Origin of the sequence: Nonomuraea longispora (assembly GCF_004348345.1) — a bacterium.
GTDB lineage: Bacteria > Actinomycetota > Actinomycetes > Streptosporangiales > Streptosporangiaceae > Nonomuraea > Nonomuraea longispora.
Genome location: NZ_SMJZ01000207.1, coordinates 1 through 16,078, shown reverse-complemented (window position 1 = coordinate 16,078; position 16,078 = coordinate 1). Strand labels below are relative to the sequence as shown.

Annotated in this window: 16 protein-coding genes; 12 read left to right on the top strand and 4 right to left on the bottom strand. The window is 71.8% G+C overall.

Features of this window, described 5'->3' with window-relative positions; translation table 11 throughout:
- The first annotated feature begins 298 nt into the window (after positions 1 to 298).
- Both E1267_RS36225 and E1267_RS36220 read left to right on the top strand, forming a co-directional pair.
- Positions 299 to 1,147 (top strand): LysR family transcriptional regulator, encoded by an 849-nt coding sequence (locus E1267_RS36225; RefSeq protein ID WP_132339563.1) that lies wholly within the window; start codon positions 299 to 301, stop codon positions 1,145 to 1,147.
- Positions 1,148 to 1,162: 15 nt separating this feature from the next.
- Entirely contained in the window at positions 1,163 to 1,783 is a 621-nt protein-coding gene (locus tag E1267_RS36220) for a MerR family transcriptional regulator (protein WP_132339561.1), read from the top strand.
- Here E1267_RS36220 and E1267_RS36215 read toward each other — a convergent pair.
- Complete coding sequence (locus E1267_RS36215) at positions 1,747 to 2,682, bottom strand: LysR family transcriptional regulator (protein WP_165959993.1); 936 nt, start codon at positions 2,680 to 2,682, stop codon at positions 1,747 to 1,749. The two genes, E1267_RS36220 and E1267_RS36215, sit on opposite strands and share 37 nt — an antisense overlap.
- Positions 2,683 to 2,786: 104 nt before the next feature.
- Between E1267_RS36215 and E1267_RS36210 the strand changes: the two genes are divergently transcribed.
- Both E1267_RS36210 and E1267_RS36205 read left to right on the top strand, forming a co-directional pair.
- Positions 2,787 to 3,416 (top strand): flavodoxin family protein, encoded by a 630-nt coding sequence (locus E1267_RS36210; protein ID WP_132339557.1) that lies wholly within the window; start codon positions 2,787 to 2,789, stop codon positions 3,414 to 3,416.
- A 16-nt stretch (positions 3,417 to 3,432) separates the two neighbouring features.
- Positions 3,433 to 3,810, top strand: a complete 378-nt coding sequence (locus E1267_RS36205; RefSeq protein ID WP_132339555.1) for an ectoine synthase — start codon at positions 3,433 to 3,435, stop codon at positions 3,808 to 3,810.
- A 13-nt stretch (positions 3,811 to 3,823) separates the two neighbouring features.
- On the opposite strand, the gene E1267_RS36200 is transcribed toward E1267_RS36205, so the two are convergent.
- Both E1267_RS36200 and E1267_RS36195 read right to left on the bottom strand, forming a co-directional pair.
- Positions 3,824 to 4,711 carry a hypothetical protein gene (locus E1267_RS36200; RefSeq protein WP_132339553.1) on the bottom strand — a complete coding sequence of 296 codons (888 nt, stop codon included), beginning with the start codon at positions 4,709 to 4,711 and terminating at the stop codon, positions 3,824 to 3,826.
- Positions 4,712 to 4,762: 51 nt separating this feature from the next.
- The gene (locus E1267_RS36195) at positions 4,763 to 5,437 is read right to left on the bottom strand and encodes a ThuA domain-containing protein (protein WP_132339551.1); all 675 of its coding nucleotides are present in this window, start codon (positions 5,435 to 5,437) and stop codon (positions 4,763 to 4,765) included.
- Positions 5,438 to 5,556: 119 nt separating this feature from the next.
- Between E1267_RS36195 and E1267_RS36190 the strand changes: the two genes are divergently transcribed.
- The 5 genes from E1267_RS36190 to E1267_RS36170 all read left to right on the top strand — a co-directional run bounded on the left by E1267_RS36190 (position 5,557) and on the right by E1267_RS36170 (position 11,729).
- Entirely contained in the window at positions 5,557 to 6,402 is an 846-nt protein-coding gene (locus E1267_RS36190) for an RNA polymerase sigma-70 factor (RefSeq protein WP_246064475.1), read from the top strand.
- A gap of 58 nt (positions 6,403 to 6,460) precedes the next feature.
- Positions 6,461 to 7,222, top strand: coding sequence for an SDR family NAD(P)-dependent oxidoreductase (locus E1267_RS36185; RefSeq protein ID WP_132339547.1), 762 nt, complete (start codon positions 6,461 to 6,463; stop codon positions 7,220 to 7,222).
- 130 nt (positions 7,223 to 7,352) lie between these two features.
- Entirely contained in the window at positions 7,353 to 9,002 is a 1,650-nt protein-coding gene (locus tag E1267_RS36180) for an NAD(P)/FAD-dependent oxidoreductase (RefSeq protein ID WP_132339545.1), read from the top strand.
- The gene (locus E1267_RS36175) at positions 8,999 to 10,447 is read left to right on the top strand and encodes an ATP-binding protein (protein ID WP_132339543.1); all 1,449 of its coding nucleotides are present in this window, start codon (positions 8,999 to 9,001) and stop codon (positions 10,445 to 10,447) included. Before E1267_RS36180 ends, E1267_RS36175 begins: the two co-directional genes overlap by 4 nt.
- A gap of 142 nt (positions 10,448 to 10,589) precedes the next feature.
- Positions 10,590 to 11,729, top strand: coding sequence for a M20 family metallopeptidase (locus E1267_RS36170; RefSeq protein WP_220449841.1), 1,140 nt, complete (start codon positions 10,590 to 10,592; stop codon positions 11,727 to 11,729).
- Here E1267_RS36170 and E1267_RS36165 read toward each other — a convergent pair.
- Positions 11,713 to 12,756: an ROK family transcriptional regulator gene (locus E1267_RS36165; protein WP_132339541.1), complete on the bottom strand. Its 1,044-nt coding sequence runs from the start codon at positions 12,754 to 12,756 to the stop codon at positions 11,713 to 11,715. The genes E1267_RS36170 and E1267_RS36165 overlap by 17 nt on opposite strands.
- 70 nt (positions 12,757 to 12,826) lie before the next feature.
- Here E1267_RS36165 and E1267_RS36160 point away from each other — a divergent pair, with 70 nt between their 5' ends.
- The 3 genes from E1267_RS36160 to E1267_RS36150 all read left to right on the top strand — a co-directional run.
- Positions 12,827 to 13,990, top strand: a complete 1,164-nt coding sequence (locus E1267_RS36160) for an MFS transporter (RefSeq protein WP_132339539.1) — start codon at positions 12,827 to 12,829, stop codon at positions 13,988 to 13,990.
- Between the two features lie 129 nt (positions 13,991 to 14,119).
- Positions 14,120 to 15,187 carry an LLM class flavin-dependent oxidoreductase gene (locus tag E1267_RS36155; RefSeq protein WP_132339537.1) on the top strand — a complete coding sequence of 356 codons (1,068 nt, stop codon included), beginning with the start codon at positions 14,120 to 14,122 and terminating at the stop codon, positions 15,185 to 15,187.
- Positions 15,184 to 16,078 (top strand): AMP-binding protein (locus tag E1267_RS36150; RefSeq protein ID WP_165959992.1); only part of this gene is annotated, 895 nt, incomplete at its 3' end. The genes E1267_RS36155 and E1267_RS36150, both read left to right, overlap by 4 nt.

Here is a 16,078-nt window from a genome sequence, read left to right as displayed (position 1 = left end):
ATGTTCCCCCCTCCCGCGCCCCGATCACGCTAACCGGCCGCACCGATCCAGACAAGCGCTTGCTAGGCAAGCCGCGTCCCGCCTTTACGGCCGGCCGGAACGTCCGCGTTCGGCGTTCGCAGGCCCCGCCCCCGCACCGGCCGGAACCGCAGGACAGGCCCCCGGCCAGCGGGTGAGGGCCCGGCACGGGAAGATCGACGGCGCCGGATAACTGTGTATCTTCACGGAAGCTATCGCCTCGTGTAATACCGAGGTTCGATCAACCGATAGCCCATCATCATCACGGCCGAGGTGAGCGATGGATCTACGCTACGTCCGCTACGCCCTCGCGATCGCGCGCGCGGGTTCCCTGCGCCGCGCCGCCGCCGCACTGCACATCTCCCAGCCCACGCTGTCCGAGCAGCTCAGAGCCATGGAGAAGGAGATCGGCGTCGAGCTGTTCAGCCGCTCGTCGAGCGGGGTGCGGCTCACCGAGGCGGGCGAGGCGTTCCTGGCCCAGGCCACCGTCGCGGTCGACGCCTTCGAGCGGGCCGTGACGGCCGCGAGGAGCAAGGGCCACGTCGCCCGCCTCGGCGTGGCCGACGGGCTGACCGACGTGGTGGCCCGCCTGCTGTCCCAGCTGCAGAACGGAAACCTGCGCGTCGCCCCGATGGGGACGGCCGAGCAGCTCGTCTCCATCGCCGACGGCGCGCTGCAGGCCGGGCTCGGCTACGCGCCCGGCTCCATGCCGAGGGGCGTGGGCCGCATGCTCGTGCACCGTTTCCCGGTGCACGCGCTGATGCCGCGTGCGCATCCCCTTGCCGCCGCCGGGACGCTGTCGCTGGCGGACCTGGCGTCGGAGCCGCTGGTCATGCCGGAGTCCGACGCGGTGGCCGGCGCCCGCCGTTTCCTCGAAGGGTTCGTACGCCACCGCCTGCACCCCCGCCTCGGCCCGTCGGCGGCCACGCACGACCTGGTCATCGACATGGTGGACTCGGGCGCGGGCTACGCCCTGTGCGTCCACGAGGGCACGAAGATCCCCGACACGCTCGCCTTCCTCCCCATCAAGGAGGAGGTCCCGCCCCTGGAGGTCGTCTTCCTCTGGAACCGCCAGGCCGACGTACAGGAGCTGGTCAGCGCGGCCCGCCACCTGGCCCGATCTGGATAGCGCTAGTATCTATTGATGCGCATCTCCGAACTGAGCGCCAGGTCCGGCGTGGCCATCCCCACGATCAAGTACTACCTGCGTGAGGGCATGCTCCACCAGGGCGAGCAGACGGCCCCGACGCGGGCCGCGTACGACGAGTCGCATCTGCGCCGGCTCCGCCTGATCCGGGCCCTGCTCGACGTGGGCAGGCTCTCCGTCGCCTCGATCAAGCAGGTCGTCGCCGCCGTCGACGACGAGTCGCTGCCCATCCACGAGATGCTGGGCATCGCCCACTACGCCCTCAGCCCGGGCGTGCAGCCGGATTCCGGCGAGGAGTGGCAGCGGGCCCGCGCCGAGGTCGACCACCTCGTCGAGGAGCTCGGCTGGAACGTCACGCCCGAGGCCCCCACCCGCGACGAACTGGCCCAGACGCTGGTCAGGATGCGCCAGCTCGGCCTGGCCGTGGACCTCGCGCCCTACGTCGAGACCGCGAGGAAGCTGGTGTCGGAGGTGGAGATGGGCAAGATCCCGTTCGACGGCCCGCGCGACGCCGCCGTGGAGGCCCTGGTGCTCGGAACGGTCCTCTACGGCCGGGCGTTCGACGCGCTGCGCAGGATGGCTCAGGAGTCGGAGTCGGCCGCCCGCCTCGGCCTGTAGCCCCGCGCCGCGACGGCTTCGAGCGCCGCGAGATACGCCGCGATCGCCGGCCGGGCCTCCGACCCGCGCCGGACCGCCGCGTAGACGTGCCGCCGGATGTCGTGCCCGGTCGGGGCCACGCTGACGACCCCCGCGGGGATGGGCAGCCGTGCGGCGCGGGGGACGAAGGCGATGCCCATCTCCGCTTCGACCAGGGCCAGGATCGCCGTCCAGTCGCCGGCCCGGTGCCGCACCCGGGGGCGGAACCCGGCGGAGGCGCAGGCGAGGTGCAGCAGGCGGTCGCAGGCGTCGCCTTCGATGGTGCTGACCCACTCCTCGTCCCGCAGCCGCGACAGGCCGACCGACGGCTCGCGCGCCGACGGGTGCCCGATCGGCAGGGCGAGGTCGAAGTCGTCGGTGCCCAGCTCCACCCTGGTGCATCGCGCGTCGTCGCCGGACGGCGCTCCCTCCGCCTCCACCTCGACGACCACGTCGAGCTCTCCGCCGGCGAGCCGGTCACGGCAGTCGGGCGCGGTGATCTCGCGGATGTCGACCCGCAGCCTTGGATGGCTGTCGCGGAGCATGAGAGCCGCCGGGATGAGCAGGGAAGAGATCGTCGAGGGGAAGGAGCCCACCGTGATCCGCCCCAGCTCGCCGTTCACCGTGGCCTGGACCTCGCCCATCGCCCGCTCGACCAGCGCGAGCATGGCGTAGGCGTGCTCCACGAGCACGAGGCCGGCGTCCGTGAGACGCAGTTTGCGGCCGTCGGCCTCGGCGAGCGGCACCCCGGCCTCGCGCGTCAGCGTCGCCAGCTGCTGGGAGGCGGCGGACGGTGAGATGTGCAGCGTGGAGGCCGCGGCATGGAGCGTGCCCTGCTCGTGCAGGGCCACGAGCAGCTTCAGGCGAGCCGGATCGACCATGCACGTCAACTTACCATTACCGGCCAGAAACATTTGATTGTCTTCATGATTGGCGACCGGCAGCATGGGAGCCGAGCAGCCGAGAAGGAAGAGGTGCACGGCTGATGAAAGCACTCGCCCTGAGCGCGAGCCCCCGCAAGGACGGCAACTCACGCCTGCTGGCGGAGGCCGTACTGGAAGGGGCGGCGAGCCGCGGGCACGAGGTCGAGCTCGCCGATCTGTCCGACGCGGTCGCGGCGCCCCTGCGCGACTGCCGCACGTGCCGGCAGGCTGACGGCGCATGCTCGATCGGCGACGGCTACGAATCGCTGCTGCTGCGGCAGGTCCTTCCCGCCGACGCACTCGTCCTGGCCACCCCGCTCTACTGGTACGGCATCGCGGGGCAGCTGAAGATCTTCATCGACCGCCTCTTCTGCTACCTCAAGACCGGCTACCCCGGCTGCGCGGACGTCAGGCGACGCCTCGTCGGCAAGCGGCTGGCCGTCGTGGTGAGCTCCGAGGAGACCTACCCGGGCTCGATGGTCGGCGTCACCGCGCAACTGCAGGAGCTCGCCCGCTACCTCCACCACGACCTGGTCGGCGTCGTGCGCGGCGTCGCCAACTCGCGCGGAGAGGTGGCACGCGACCCCGCCGATCCGCTGGCCCAGGCGTACGGTCTCGGAACGCGCCTGTTCGAAGGACACGTGAGCGACCACCGCATCGACACCGTCCGCGACGGTGTGGTGTGGCCCTGACCGCACCGGAGTCACAATGCTCATCCGGACATTTCATGACGTCCTGGGGTCCGCGCACGACGTCGACTGGACCAACGGTACGAGCCGCCGCCTCCTCGTCGCGGCGGACGGACGCGGATACACGCTCACCGACACCTACGTGCGCCCGGGCACGACCACCCTCCTCCGGTACGACCGGCACCTCGAAGCCTGCTACTGCGTCGAGGGCGAGGGCCGGGTGGAGACGGCCGACGGGCTGTTCGCCCTCGCCCCCGGCACGTTGTACGCGCCGGACCCGGGCGAGGAACACCGCCTGACCTCTGCCGGCGGGATGCGGCTGATCTGCGTGTTCAGCCCGGCGCTCAAGGGTGACGAGAACCACGACCTCGCGCCGGGACGCCCCTCCGGGTTCTGACGAACCCCATGCTCTAGACCATGCCGTTGGCGCGCAGGGTGCGGACCGCGCCGACCGTGACGGCGCCGCGCCAGTCGAGCGCCCCGGCGGGTGAGATGCGCGCGTAGTCGACGACCCACCCGCCGTCGTCCTGCTGCTCCCCCGCCAGCCGTACGAGGTCCGCGGCGATCACCTCGGGCTCGAACAGGCGGCGGGCCGGGCTGCCCGGCAGGGGCGCGAAGTCGAGCGGCCGCAGCGCCTCCTCCTCGGTGCCGCCCTCGACCGGCACCCGCCCGTCCGCCGGGAGGTGACCGGCCAGCCGCTTGAGCAGCTCGGCCGCCTCGGGCCTGCTGTCGTGGACGGCGTCGAGGAAACGTACGCAGAACAGCAGCACGTACGCGTGCGGCATGCCCTCCAGCCGCTGGATCGCGTCGAGGCAGTGGCGGGTGGCCCGCTCCAGCCACGGGTGCGCCGCGACGGCCGGGTCGTGCGCGGCGACCTGGTGGGCCGCGGCCGCCGTCACGGAGGTGATCTGCAGGGACGACACGGACGGGTCGCCGCTCCTCCACCAGGGAGCGCTGGCCTCGGAGACGGCGAGCGGGAACGAGAACGGCAGCCCGCCGTCGGGCAGCGTGACCGACTCCAGCCAGTCGCACAACGCCGCCGCGTGCGGACTGGTGTGCGGGGCGACGTCCCCGAACACCTCGAAGGCGTGCAGTGCGGCACCCGGCTGGCTCTCGGGCGTGCGCAGGTCGGGTTCGAGGCCCCAGCCGTAGCCGCCGTCGGGGTTGCGGTAGGCGTCGAGGGCGGCCAGCACGGAGGCGGCGTCGCCCCCGCCGGTCATCAGGTCGTAGCGGCGGCGGTCAAGGACACGCGCGTGCCCGGCCAGGAAGCCGGGGATCACGGAGAAGTTCACGTTCATACCGTCATCGTGCCCGGACCGCCGCCCGTGGTCTTGTAACTTCCGGACACGTCACTCGCGGATCGTGACCGGCCGTTTGAGCAGCCACAACGCCGCCCGCTGGAGAAGCGTCCGGTGGATCTCGTTGTCGTAGGACCTGGTGTCGTGGCCCAGCGCGTCGTAGAAGACCCGGCCGCGCCGGACCGGCCGCGCCCAGACGAGGGGCTGGCCGTTCGACGAGGCCAGCGGCTTGACGTCGGGCAGCACGTGGAGGTCGCTGTAGACCTCGTCGACCACGTCGAAGTCGCGCAGGCCGTCGACCACCGGATGCCCGCCGTGCACCCGCACCCCCGTCCACCCCAGCGGCGGATGGTGGGACTTGGGCCAGCTCCAGCAGCCGCCTAGAACGCGCGGCCAGCCCTGCCAGTCGTCGAAGCAGATCGACGCGGAGTGCATGCACAGCAGCCCGCCGCCCCGGTCGAGGTGGTCGAGAAGCGTGGTGCGGGCCTCGGCCGGTAAGGAGAAGGCCGAGGCGGCCCGCTGGTCGGCGAAACGGTCGTGGCCCATCTGCCAGCGCAGCGCGTTGACGGTGATGAGCTGGACCTCCGACGGCTCGCTCAGCGCGCCCGCGATGTCCTCGGTGATCTCCGACTCGACCCCGACCTCGGAGAGCACTTCGGCGAGCGCCTCCGACGTGGCGGCGAAGTCGTGGAACAGGCCTCCTGAGAGGATGAGGTTTCTCGCCACACGTCCAGCCCATCATGCTTCCTGCGGCATTACCACCCCGTGAACTGTCACCTCCGGCGCGCGGCCCGCACGCGACCCCCGGCACGCACCCCGCCGCGGTGACGGGGCATGATGCCAGCGTGGACTTCGAGGAGCACCGCCCCATGCTGCTCGGGCTGGCCTACCGCCTGCTCGGGAGCATGTGGGACGCCGAGGACGTCGTACAGGAGGCGTGGCTGCGCTGGCAGGGCGCCGACCGCGACGGGATCAGGGAACCGCGGGCGTTCCTGGTGACCGTGGTGTCGCGGCTGGCTCTCGACCAGCTCCGCTCCGCGCGGGCCAAGCGGGAGTCCTACACCGGGCCGTGGTTGCCCGAGCCGGTGCTGACGTCGGAGGCCGGCCCGCTGGACACGGCCGAGCTGCGTGACACCGTCTCGTACGCCACCCTGCACATGATGGAGCGGCTCTCACCGCCCGAGCGGGCGGCGTTCGTGTTGCGGGAGGCGTTCGAGCTGCCGTACGACGAGATCGCCGGGATCATCGAGTCGTCCGTGGTCAACGCCAGGCAGCTGCACCACCGGGCGTCCACGCGGCTGGCCCAGGGGCGAGACAGGTTCCAGCCGACGACCGAGGACCACAGCAGGCTGCTGGTGAGGTTCATGGACGCGGCGAAGGGCGGCGACCTCGACGCGCTCACCGAGCTGTTCCACGAGGACGTCGTTTCGTGGAACGACGGCGGCGGCAAGGTCAGGGCGGCGCTGCGGCCGGTCTCCGGCCGGGGCAAGGTGCTGTCCTTCCTGTCGGCGCTGACGGCCCGGTACGCGTTCACGGACGTGGGGCTGATGGACGTCAACGGCCACCCGGCGCTCTGGACCCGGTCGATGGAAGGCGACCAGGTCGTGATGGTGAACGTGCGCGACGGCCGCATCCAGGACATCTACACCGTGCTGAACCCGGACAAACTCGTACGCGTGCACAAGACCTGAGCCCCGTCAGGACCCCGCCCGGACAGTGCGAACGCCCGCACGACCTATAGTCGCGCATATGGATCTCGGCATCTCGGGCAAGGTCGCCCTCGTCACCGGAGGAAGCGCGGGCATCGGGCTCGCCGCGGCCAAGAGCCTCGCGCGCGAAGGCTGCGACGTCTGCGTCAGCGCCCGCAGCCCGGAGCGACTCGCGGACGCGGTGGTGGAGCTGCAGGAATACGGCAAGGTCGTGCACGCCGTGCTGGCCGACGTGGAGGACCCGGCCACCGCGCGGCGGGTGGCCGAGGAGACCCGCGACGTGCTCGGCCCGATCGACATCCTCGTGGCCAACGCGGGCGGCCCGCCGGCCGGCCGGTTCGACGAGGTGGGGCTGGAGGAGTGGGACGTCGCGATCCAGCGCAACCTGCTCGGCACCGTACGCCTCATCCATGCGGTCCTGCCGGAGATGCGAGCCCGCGGCTGGGGCCGGATCGTTACCGTCACCAGCAGGTCGGCCCGTGAGGCGATCGACGGCCTGGCGCTGTCCAACGCCACCCGCTCGGCCGTGGCCGGCGTCGTGCGCACGCTGGCCCGCGAGTCGGGCCGCGACGGCGTGCTGGTCAACAACGTCATGCCGGGCCCGATCGAGACCGAGCGGCTGCGGGAGCTGGCCGGCGACGACGAGGCGCTGCGGCAGCGGGGCGAGTCGGTGCCGGTCGGCCGCATCGGACGCGCCGAGGAGGTGGGCGACGTGGTGGCGTTCCTGGCGAGCGAGCGGGCGTCGTTCGTGAACGGGGTCTCGCTGCTGGTCGACGGCGGGGAGAGCCGCGTCATCGCCTGACGCCCGCGGCCTGGAGACGGCTGCTCGCCGGCCTTTGCGCGGACCTGGTGGAGCAGGTGCTCAGGCACCGCTTCGCACATGACATCCTTCCCTTAAGGGACGGAGTGCGACAAGGCGGGGGCGTAACGGCATGGAGAAGCCGGTCATCGTGACGGTGGACGACGACCCGGGCGTCTCCCGGGCGGTCGCCCGTGACCTACGGCGTCGCTACGGCCAGAACTACCGGGTCGTCCGCGCGGAGGCGGCCAAGGACGCCATCGACGCGGTCAGGGAGATGCGGCTGCGCGGCGACGAGGTGGCGGCCCTGCTGGCCGACTACCGCATGCCGCAGATGAACGGCGTGCAGTTCCTGGAGGCCGCGATGGACCTCTATCCGTACGCGCGCCGGGTGCTGCTGACCGCCTACGCCGACACCGACGCCGCCATCCAGGCGATCAATGTGGTCGACCTCGACCACTACCTGCTCAAGCCGTGGGATCCGCCGGAGGAGAAGTTCTACCCGGTGATCGACGGGCAGCTCGACGCCTGGCTGCGCACCGACAGGATCGAGCGGTCGGAGCTGCGCGTGGTGGGCGACCGGTGGTCCGCGCAGTCGTACAAGGTGCGCGACTTTTTGGCCCGCAACCACGTGCCGTACCAGTGGATGCTGGCCGAGGACCCGGAGGGGGAGCAGCTCGTCAGGGCGGCCGGCGAGGACTGCCGCCTGCCGCTCGTGGTGACCGCCGACGGCACCACGCTGCAGTCGCCCGACCAGTCCACGCTGGCCACGACGGTGGGGCTGTCGACCACCCCGGCCACCGACTTCTACGACCTGATCGTGGTGGGCGGCGGGCCCGCCGGGCTCGGCGCCGCCGTCTACGGCGCGTCGGAGGGGCTCAACACGGTGCTGGTCGAGGCGTACTCGTCGGGCGGCCAGGCGGGCCAGAGCTCCCGCATCGAGAACTACCTGGGGTTCCCCGACGGCGTCTCCGGCCAGCAGCTCGCCGACCGGGCACGTAGGCAGGCGCTGAAGTTCGGGGCGGAGCTGCTGACCGCGCGCAAGGTGACCGCGCTGGAGCCGCGCGGGCAGGCGCGGGTGGTCGGGTTCAAGGACGGCGGCGAGATCGCGGCCCACGCGGTGATCCTCGCGACCGGCGTCACCTACCGCCGGCTGCAGGCCCCGGGGCTCGATGACTTCGTGAGCCGGGGCGTGTTCTACGGCGCGGCCCTGACCGAGGCCCCCGCGTGCAGGGACACCGAGGTCCACGTCGTCGGCGCGGCCAACTCGGCCGGGCAGGCGGCCGTCTACCTGTCGGGATTCGCGAGCAAGGTCCACTTGTTGGTGAGGAGTGATGGTCTGGAGAAGTCCATGTCTCACTACCTCATCGAACAGATCGCCGCGCTGCCCAACGTCGAGGTGCACCTGCAGACGCAGGTCGTCGACGGTGGCGGCAGCGACCACCTGGAACGGCTGACCCTGTCGTCCAAGGGCGAGGAGCGCGTCGTCGACGCGCAGTGGTTGTTCGTGTTCATCGGCGCGGAGCCGTACACGTCGTGGCTCGGTGAGACGGTCGAGCGGGACGCGCGGGGGTTCGTGTTGACGGGGCCCGACCTGGTCCAGGGCGGGCGGCGGCCGCGCAACTGGCCGCTGCGGCGGGAGCCGTACTACCTGGAGACGAACGTGCCCGGGGTGCTCGCCGCGGGCGACGTACGCGCGGAGTCCATCAAGAGGGTGGCCTCCGCCGTCGGCGAGGGCGCGATGGCCGTCACACTCGTGCACCGCTACCTGGAGAAACAATGAACCGAGAGCAGGCGAGCATCGACATCGACGAGCTGCGCAAACTGTTCCTGTTCGAGCGGCTGACCGACGAGCAGCTCAGCAAGCTCGCCGGCAGCGGCGCGGTGCAGACGTACGCGCAGGACGAGGACGTCCTGCGGCAGGGCGAGCCGGCGGAGTGCTTCGCGGTGCTGATCGAGGGCGAGGTGCAGATGATCAGCGAGACGGTCAGCGCCGGCACCGTCGCCATGCCCCGCACCTCGCAGCCCGGCGTCTACGGCGGCGCCACCTCGGCCTACCTCGGCCTGCGGGCGCCGCAGACCTACCAGCACACCCTGCGGGCCACGGCCCCCTCGCGGATCTTCATGCTGCCGGCCAAGAAGTTCGCCTACATAGTGGCCGAGTGGTTCCCCATGGCGATGCACCTGCTCGACGGCCTGCTGTCGGGCGGCAGGATGCAGCGGGAGATCATCGACCGGCGGCAGCGGCTCACCGCGCTCGGAACGATCACGGCCGGGCTGACGCACGAGCTGAACAACCCGGCCGCGGCCGCCGTACGCGCGGTGAGCGAGCTGCGCACGCTGCTGCGGACCTCGCGGTTGCAGCTCGCCCAGCTCGCCCAGGACGGCATCGCACCCGACAAGCTCCGCACGCTGGTCGAGGTGCAGGAGCACTGCACAGAAGCGCTGGGCAGGAAGCAGCGTTCGCCGCTGGAGATCTCCGACGCCGAGGACGCGCTGGGCGAGGAGCTGGACGAGCTGGGCGTCGAGGACGCGTGGGATCTGGCGCCCTCGCTCGTCAACGCCGGATTCTCCAGCGACGACCTGCGCAAGGTCCGCGGCACGATGGGTGAGGAGCACACGCCGGCCGCTCTGCGCTGGCTGGCCGACGCGATCGAGATCTCGCAGATGCTGAGCGAGGTGACCGAGGCGACCGAGCGCATCACGTCGCTGATCCGCTCGGCCAAGCAGTATTCCCAGATGGACCGGGCGCCGTTCCAGCTGGTCGACGTGCACGACCTGCTCGACAGCACGGTCGCGATCTTCCGTGGCAAGATCCCGCCGGGGGTCACGGTGGTCACCGACTACGACCGTACGCTGCCGCTGATCCCCTGCTACGCGGGCGAGCTCAACCAGGTGTGGACCAACCTGATGCACAACGCGCTCGACGCCATGGGCGAGTCGGGCACGCTGACCATCCGCACCGCGTACGACGAGGACGAGGCGATCGTCGAGATCGGCGACACCGGGCCGGGCGTGCCCGAGGCGATCAGGGACCGGATCTTCGAGCCGTTCTTCACCACGAAGACCGTCGGGGAGGGCACCGGGCTCGGGCTCGACATCTCCTACCGGATCGTGGCCGGGCGGCACGGCGGGGAGATCAAGGTGCGCTCGGAGCCGGGCGACACGTGGTTCGAGGTACGGCTTCCGCTGCGCGAGCCCACGGCCGTTCCTGAGCCCGCCGTGTGAGCTTGGGCCGTGTCGGGACATGCGGAAACCAGCGGCAATCTCGACTTGTCATGACGAGTCGTGACCCCGTGTAATGGTTGACCGTATTGCGGAAAGGAGGCTTGCCCGTGGCCACGTCCCTTTCCCGGCAGCCCTCGGAAGGATGTTCGCGTTGATCACCGACTGGACCCGGCAGGCCCTACCGGCCATGCTCGACGACCTGAAGGCCGTGGTCGAGCTGGAGACCCACAGCTACGACAAGGCCATGCTGGTCAAGGGTCTGCGTGAGATCAGGGCCAGAGCCGTCGCGCGGCTCGGGACGCCCGACGACGAGATCCTGCACGAGGGCGGACAGCACGGCGACATCCTGGAGCTCACCTATCAGGGCACCGCCCCGGGCACGGTGCTCATGCTCTGTCACTACGACACCGTCTGGCCGACGGGGACGCTGCGCTCGTGGCCGTTCGCGGTGGTGGACGACAAGGCCACGGGGCCCGGCGTGTTCGACATGAAGACGGGGCTGGTGCAGTCGATCTGGGCGCTGCGCGGGCTGCGGGAGCTGGGCCTGCCGCACCCGAGCGTGCGTTACCTGTTCAACGGGGACGAGGAGATCGGCAGTCCGGCCTCGCGCGAGCACATCGAGGCGGCCGGCATCGACGCGCTGGCCACTCTGGTCTTCGAGGCGTCCATGGACGGCGCGCTCAAGACCGCGCGCAAGGGCGTGGGGCTGTTCAACGTCTGCGCCACGGGGGTCGAGGCGCACGCGGGGCTGGATCCGTACGCGGGGGCGAGCGCGATCCACGCGCTGGCCGAGGTCGTCACCACGCTGGCCGCGGCGGGCTCGCCCGAGCGCGGCACCACGGTCAATGTCGGCCTGATCGGCGGCGGCACCGGCCGCAACGTGGCGGCCGGGCGCGCGACCTGCGGCGTGGACGTCCGCGTGAGCGATCCGGCGGAGATGGAGCGGATCGACGAGGTGTTCGCCAGGCTGCGGGCGTCGGACCCGCGGGTGTCGATCTCGTCGACCGGCGAGTGGAACCGGCCTCCCATGACGCCCAACCCGGCCTCCCAGCGGCTGTTCAAGGAGGCGCAGGAGGTGGCGGCCGGCTTCGGATGGCTGCTTGACGAGGCCGCGGTCGGCGGAGCCAGCGACGGCAACTTCGTCTCGGCGCTCGGGCGCCCGGTGCTGGACGGCATGGGGGCGATCGGGGACGGGGCGCACGCGCGGCACGAACACGTGCTGGTCGAGCACATCCCCGACCGGACGGCACTGGCGATCGGGCTGGTCAGCGCCCTGGCCTGACCCCGCTGAAAACGTTGTCACGGGCGCGGTCGAGCGCGGTGAGCACGGCTCCGTGCAGCACCGCGTCGCCCTCGACCGTGGTGGCGCGGACCTCGGTGGGCGCCGGTGACATCGCCCGCAGGTGCTCGGCCACCTGTTCCGCCAGCGCGTCACCGCCGTCCTGTCCCAGCTCGCCGCCGAGCACGATCAGCCCGGGGTCGAGGAGGGTGACGCAGGCGAAGGCGCCCCTGGCGATGCGCGCCGCCAGCTCGGCGCGGTCGAGCCCCTGGACGGCGTCGGCCGACACGAGGTGGCAGAAGTCGGTGCCGCCCATGTCGAGGAAGCCGATCTCTCCCGCGCCGCCCGACGCCCCTCGTCGCACCCTGCCGCCGAGCACGACGGCCGCTCCCGTCGCGTCACCCAGCCAGAGCAGCACGAAGTCCTCGCTTCCCTGCGCGGCTCCCGTACGCAGCTCGGCGACGGCGGCGAGGTTGACCTCGTTCTCCAGGAGCACCGGCACGCCGAGGCGCTCCCCCAGCGAGGAGATCAGCCCCGGCCTCCATCCGGGCACCTCGTTGGCGGACACCAGCTCTCCGGTGCCCGGATCGACCAGCCCCGGTGCGCCGATCACCACCATGTCGAGCGCGCGGCCGGCCGCCGCATCCTCGACCGCGCCGGCGACAAGACCGGCGAGCTCGCCGGCGACCGCTCGCGAGGCCTCGCCGGCCGGCCGGCCGGCGAGGTCGGCGAGGTCGGCGACCGTGACGTGCACGGCGGAACGCCGCAGGTCGACGCCCGCCACATGGGCGCGGCCCGCCACGAGGCCGTAGAGCCGGGCGTTCGGCCCCCGCCGCTCGGCGCCGGTCTCGCCGGTGACCTCGATGAGACCGCTTTCCGTGAGCCGCTCGATGAGGTCGGACACGGTCGGCCGGGACAGACCGGTCAGCGCGCGCAGCTGCGGCGCGGTCAGCGGACCGCGTTCGAGCAGCAGGTCGAGCGCCAGCCGGTCGTTGATCGCACGGGCCATGGACGGGGTCGCGGTCTTCATCCCTCCATATTAGTCAGGGACCCTGCATAAAAAGCTTTTCATCAGGAACCCTTCCTGATAATTTGCTCGCATGAATCCCCATCGGGCCATCGCCGTCGTCTTCGCCCTGCACGGCGCCGTCGGCGGCAGCCTGGCCACCCGCATCCCCTGGCTCCAGGACCAACTGGACCTCGGCCCCGGCATCCTCGGCCTCGCACTGCTCTTCCCGTCGATCGGCGCCATCGCCGGCCTGCCGCTGGCCGCCCGCCTGGCCCACCGCTTCGGCGGGCGCGCCGCCACCCGCGTGCTGCTCGCCGCGTGGAGCGCGAGCGTGATCCTGCCCGTGCTCTCGCCCGCGCCCGGCTGGTTGTTCGGGGCGTTCCTGCTGTACGGCTGCACGGCCGGCATGTGCGACGTGGTGATGAACGCCCACGCCGTCGTGCTCGAACGCCGTCTCGGCCGCTCGATCATGTCAGGACTGCACGGCATGTGGAGCGTGGGCTGCCTGACCGCGGGCGGCGTCGGAGCCCTGGCCGCGCAGGCCGGCATCGACGCCAGGATCCACCTCGCGGCGGTCTCCCTCACCCTGATCGTGCTGGGCGCGGCGGCCGGGAGAAGCCTGCCGCCCGGCGACGCGTCCACCCATGCGCCTCCGCCCCGCCGCCTCGTCCTGCCCTCCCGCGGCATCCTGGCCATCGGCGCGGTCGGGTTCTGCGCCACGTTCGCGGAGGGCGCCGGCGCCGGCTGGGCAGCCGTCTACCTCTCCGAGATCGCCTCCGCCGGCCCCGGGGCGGCCGCCGCCGGATACACCGTGCTCATGGTCGCCATGGCGGGCGCCCGGCTGGCGGGCGACCGGGTCATCCACGCGCTCGGGCCCGTGACGGCCGTCAGAGCAGGTGGCATGGTGGCGACCGCCGGCTGCGTCATGGTGGTCGTTGCCCGCTCCCCCGCCCTGGGCATCGCCGGGTTCGCCCTGCTGGGCCTCGGCGTGGCGGTGGTCGTGCCGCTGGTGTTCACGGCGGCGGGCAACGCCGGGACGACGCCGGGCGCGGGCGTCGCGGGCGTGGCCACGATCACGTACGTGTCGGGGCTGTCGGCGCCCGCCGTCATCGGGTGGGTCGCGGACTGGCTGTCCTATCCGGCCGCGTTCGTGATGATCACCGGCGTGGTGGTGCTGCTGACGCTGCTGGCACCCGTCCTGCGGCCCTCGCCCGCATCCGCGCCGTCGAGGGAAGAGGCGCTCAGCGCCCGCTGACGAGGGCGGCCGCGTCAGGTCGCCCTCCGCTCCAGCGAGATCGCGGCGGCCCGCCCCGGCCTGGACTGTGGTGGGCTCTCGCGTATACGCTCCCAAGCGAGCGCTTGGTTTACCTCGAGGGGCCGCCGCATGAAGTTCTCGACCTTCCACCTCTTCCACCGCTTCGACGGCCAGAGCTTCAAGGACGTCTACGACCACCACCTGGAGCTCATCGAACTGGCCGAGGAGCTGGGGTTCGACGGGGTACGGCTGGCCGAGCACCACTTCCGCGACTACGGCGTCGCCCCCAACCTGTTCACCATGCTCGCCCACGCCGCCGCCCGCACCACTCGGCTCCGGCTGGGCACCGGCATCGTGGTGCTGCCCCTGCACGACCCGATCCACGTGGCCGAGGAGGCCGCGCAGGTGGACGTGCTCTCCGGCGGCCGGCTCGACCTGGGGATCGGACGCGGATACCAGAGCGCCGAGTTCGAGGGGTTCGGGATCGACCTGGCGGAGGCCCGCGACCGGTTCAACGAGGCGCTCGAGGTCATCGTCGGGCTCTGGACGCGGGAGACGTACCAGCACGAAGGGAAGTTCTACCGGACCGGCGCCGAGGTCTCGCTCGTGCCGAGGCCGCTGCAGGCGCCCCACCCGCCGATGCACGTCGCGGCCGTCTCGCCCGAGACCGTCACCATGTACGCCGAGCGCGGGCTGCCCATCCTGGCCGACCCCGCCGCGACGTTCCGCAAGGTCTGCGCGGCGGCCGGGACCTGGCGCGAGACGGCCGCTCGCGCCGGCCACCCGGACGGGGCCGAGCTGGTGGTGGCACGCAGCGTGTACGTCGCCCCCACCCTGGAGCAGGCCCGCGCGGACCAGGAACGTTTCGAGGCGTCATTCGACCGCTCGCGCATCTTCAACGAGCGCAGCGCCCCGATCGACCCGAAGACGGGCCGCGCCGCGCAGGGCTTCGAGTACTACCAGGACCGCTATCTCAAGGGCGGCACCGTGTCGGCCGACTTCCGGTGGGAGCAGTTGGAGGTCATCGGGGACCCGGCACGGGTGATCGACCAGATCACACTGCTCAGGAACGCCGGCTTCACCAACCTCCTGTGCGACTTCGGCAGCACCCGGCCGATGCCGCTGGAGGACATGAAGCAGGTCATGCGGTTCTTCGCCGCCGAAGTGATGCCCGCGTTCCCCCGGAGGGTCACATGATCCACAGCCTGTCCCTGTCGGACGTCCTCGCCGACCACGCCCGCAGCCGCCCGGGGGTCACCGCGGTGGTGGACGGCGCGACGCGGCTGACGTATCCGGAGCTCGACGCCCGCGTGACCCGCCTGGCCGGTGCCCTGGCAGGGCTGGGGGTCGGCGGCGGCGACCGGGTGCTCTGGCTGGGCCGCAACTCCTGCGCGGTGCTGGAGCTGCTGCTGGCCTGCTCGCGGCTGGGAGCGGTGTGCTGCCCGGCCAACTGGCGGCAGTCGGAGGACGAGCTGCGGTTCGTGCTGGCCGACCTGACCCCGTCGGTCGTCGTCTGGGAGCCGTCGGACACGACGGACGCGTTGCGCGGCTCGGGGCAGGGCGTGTGGGTGCGGGCGGGCGACGCGTACGAGCGGCTGATCGCCGACGCGAGCCCCCGGGAGTTGCCGCAGGTGGCGGACGCCGAGCCGGTGCTGGCGCTCTACACCGCCGCGTTCGGCGGCCGGCCGTGCGCCGCCCTGCTCGGCAGCGCCGCGCTCGTCGCCCACGCCACCTCGCTGCTCGTCGTCCGGCAGATGGAGCCGGGCTTCACCTTCCTCAACAGCGGCCCGCTCTACCACGTGGGCACGATGATGTTCTGCCTGGCGACCTTCCAGATCGGCGGCACGAACGTCTTCATCCCCGCGTTCGACCCCGAGGAGGTCTGCCGGCTGGTGGACGCCGAGCGGGTGACGCAGGCGTTCCTGTTCGGGCCGATGATCGACGCCGTGACGAAGGCGAACGCGGACGGCGCATACGACCTGTCGTCGCTGCGGTTCGTCGCCCACTCGGCCGAGTGGGACGACATGATCACCGTGGACGGCTCGCCCTGGTGCCGGTCGAAGATGGGCGGCTACGGGCAGACGGAGG

Bases quoted from the DNA above. Each gene is read 5' to 3' on its own strand.
- E1267_RS36225 (WP_132339563.1), top strand. From the start codon at position 299: ATGGATCTACGCTACGTCCGCTACGCCCTCGCGATCGCGCGCGCGGGT.
- E1267_RS36220 (WP_132339561.1), top strand. From the start codon at position 1,163: ATGCGCATCTCCGAACTGAGCGCCAGGTCCGGCGTGGCCATCCCCACG.
- E1267_RS36215 (WP_165959993.1), bottom strand. From the start codon at position 2,682: ATGGTCGATCCGGCTCGCCTGAAGCTGCTCGTGGCCCTGCACGAGCAG.
- E1267_RS36210 (WP_132339557.1), top strand. From the start codon at position 2,787: ATGAAAGCACTCGCCCTGAGCGCGAGCCCCCGCAAGGACGGCAACTCA.
- E1267_RS36205 (WP_132339555.1), top strand. From the start codon at position 3,433: ATGCTCATCCGGACATTTCATGACGTCCTGGGGTCCGCGCACGACGTC.
- E1267_RS36200 (WP_132339553.1), bottom strand. From the start codon at position 4,711: ATGAACGTGAACTTCTCCGTGATCCCCGGCTTCCTGGCCGGGCACGCG.
- E1267_RS36185 (WP_132339547.1), top strand. From the start codon at position 6,461: ATGGATCTCGGCATCTCGGGCAAGGTCGCCCTCGTCACCGGAGGAAGC.
- E1267_RS36180 (WP_132339545.1), top strand. From the start codon at position 7,353: ATGGAGAAGCCGGTCATCGTGACGGTGGACGACGACCCGGGCGTCTCC.
- E1267_RS36175 (WP_132339543.1), top strand. From the start codon at position 8,999: ATGAACCGAGAGCAGGCGAGCATCGACATCGACGAGCTGCGCAAACTG.
- E1267_RS36170 (WP_220449841.1), top strand. From the start codon at position 10,590: ATGTTCGCGTTGATCACCGACTGGACCCGGCAGGCCCTACCGGCCATG.
- E1267_RS36165 (WP_132339541.1), bottom strand. From the start codon at position 12,756: ATGAAGACCGCGACCCCGTCCATGGCCCGTGCGATCAACGACCGGCTG.
- E1267_RS36160 (WP_132339539.1), top strand. From the start codon at position 12,827: ATGAATCCCCATCGGGCCATCGCCGTCGTCTTCGCCCTGCACGGCGCC.
- E1267_RS36155 (WP_132339537.1), top strand. From the start codon at position 14,120: ATGAAGTTCTCGACCTTCCACCTCTTCCACCGCTTCGACGGCCAGAGC.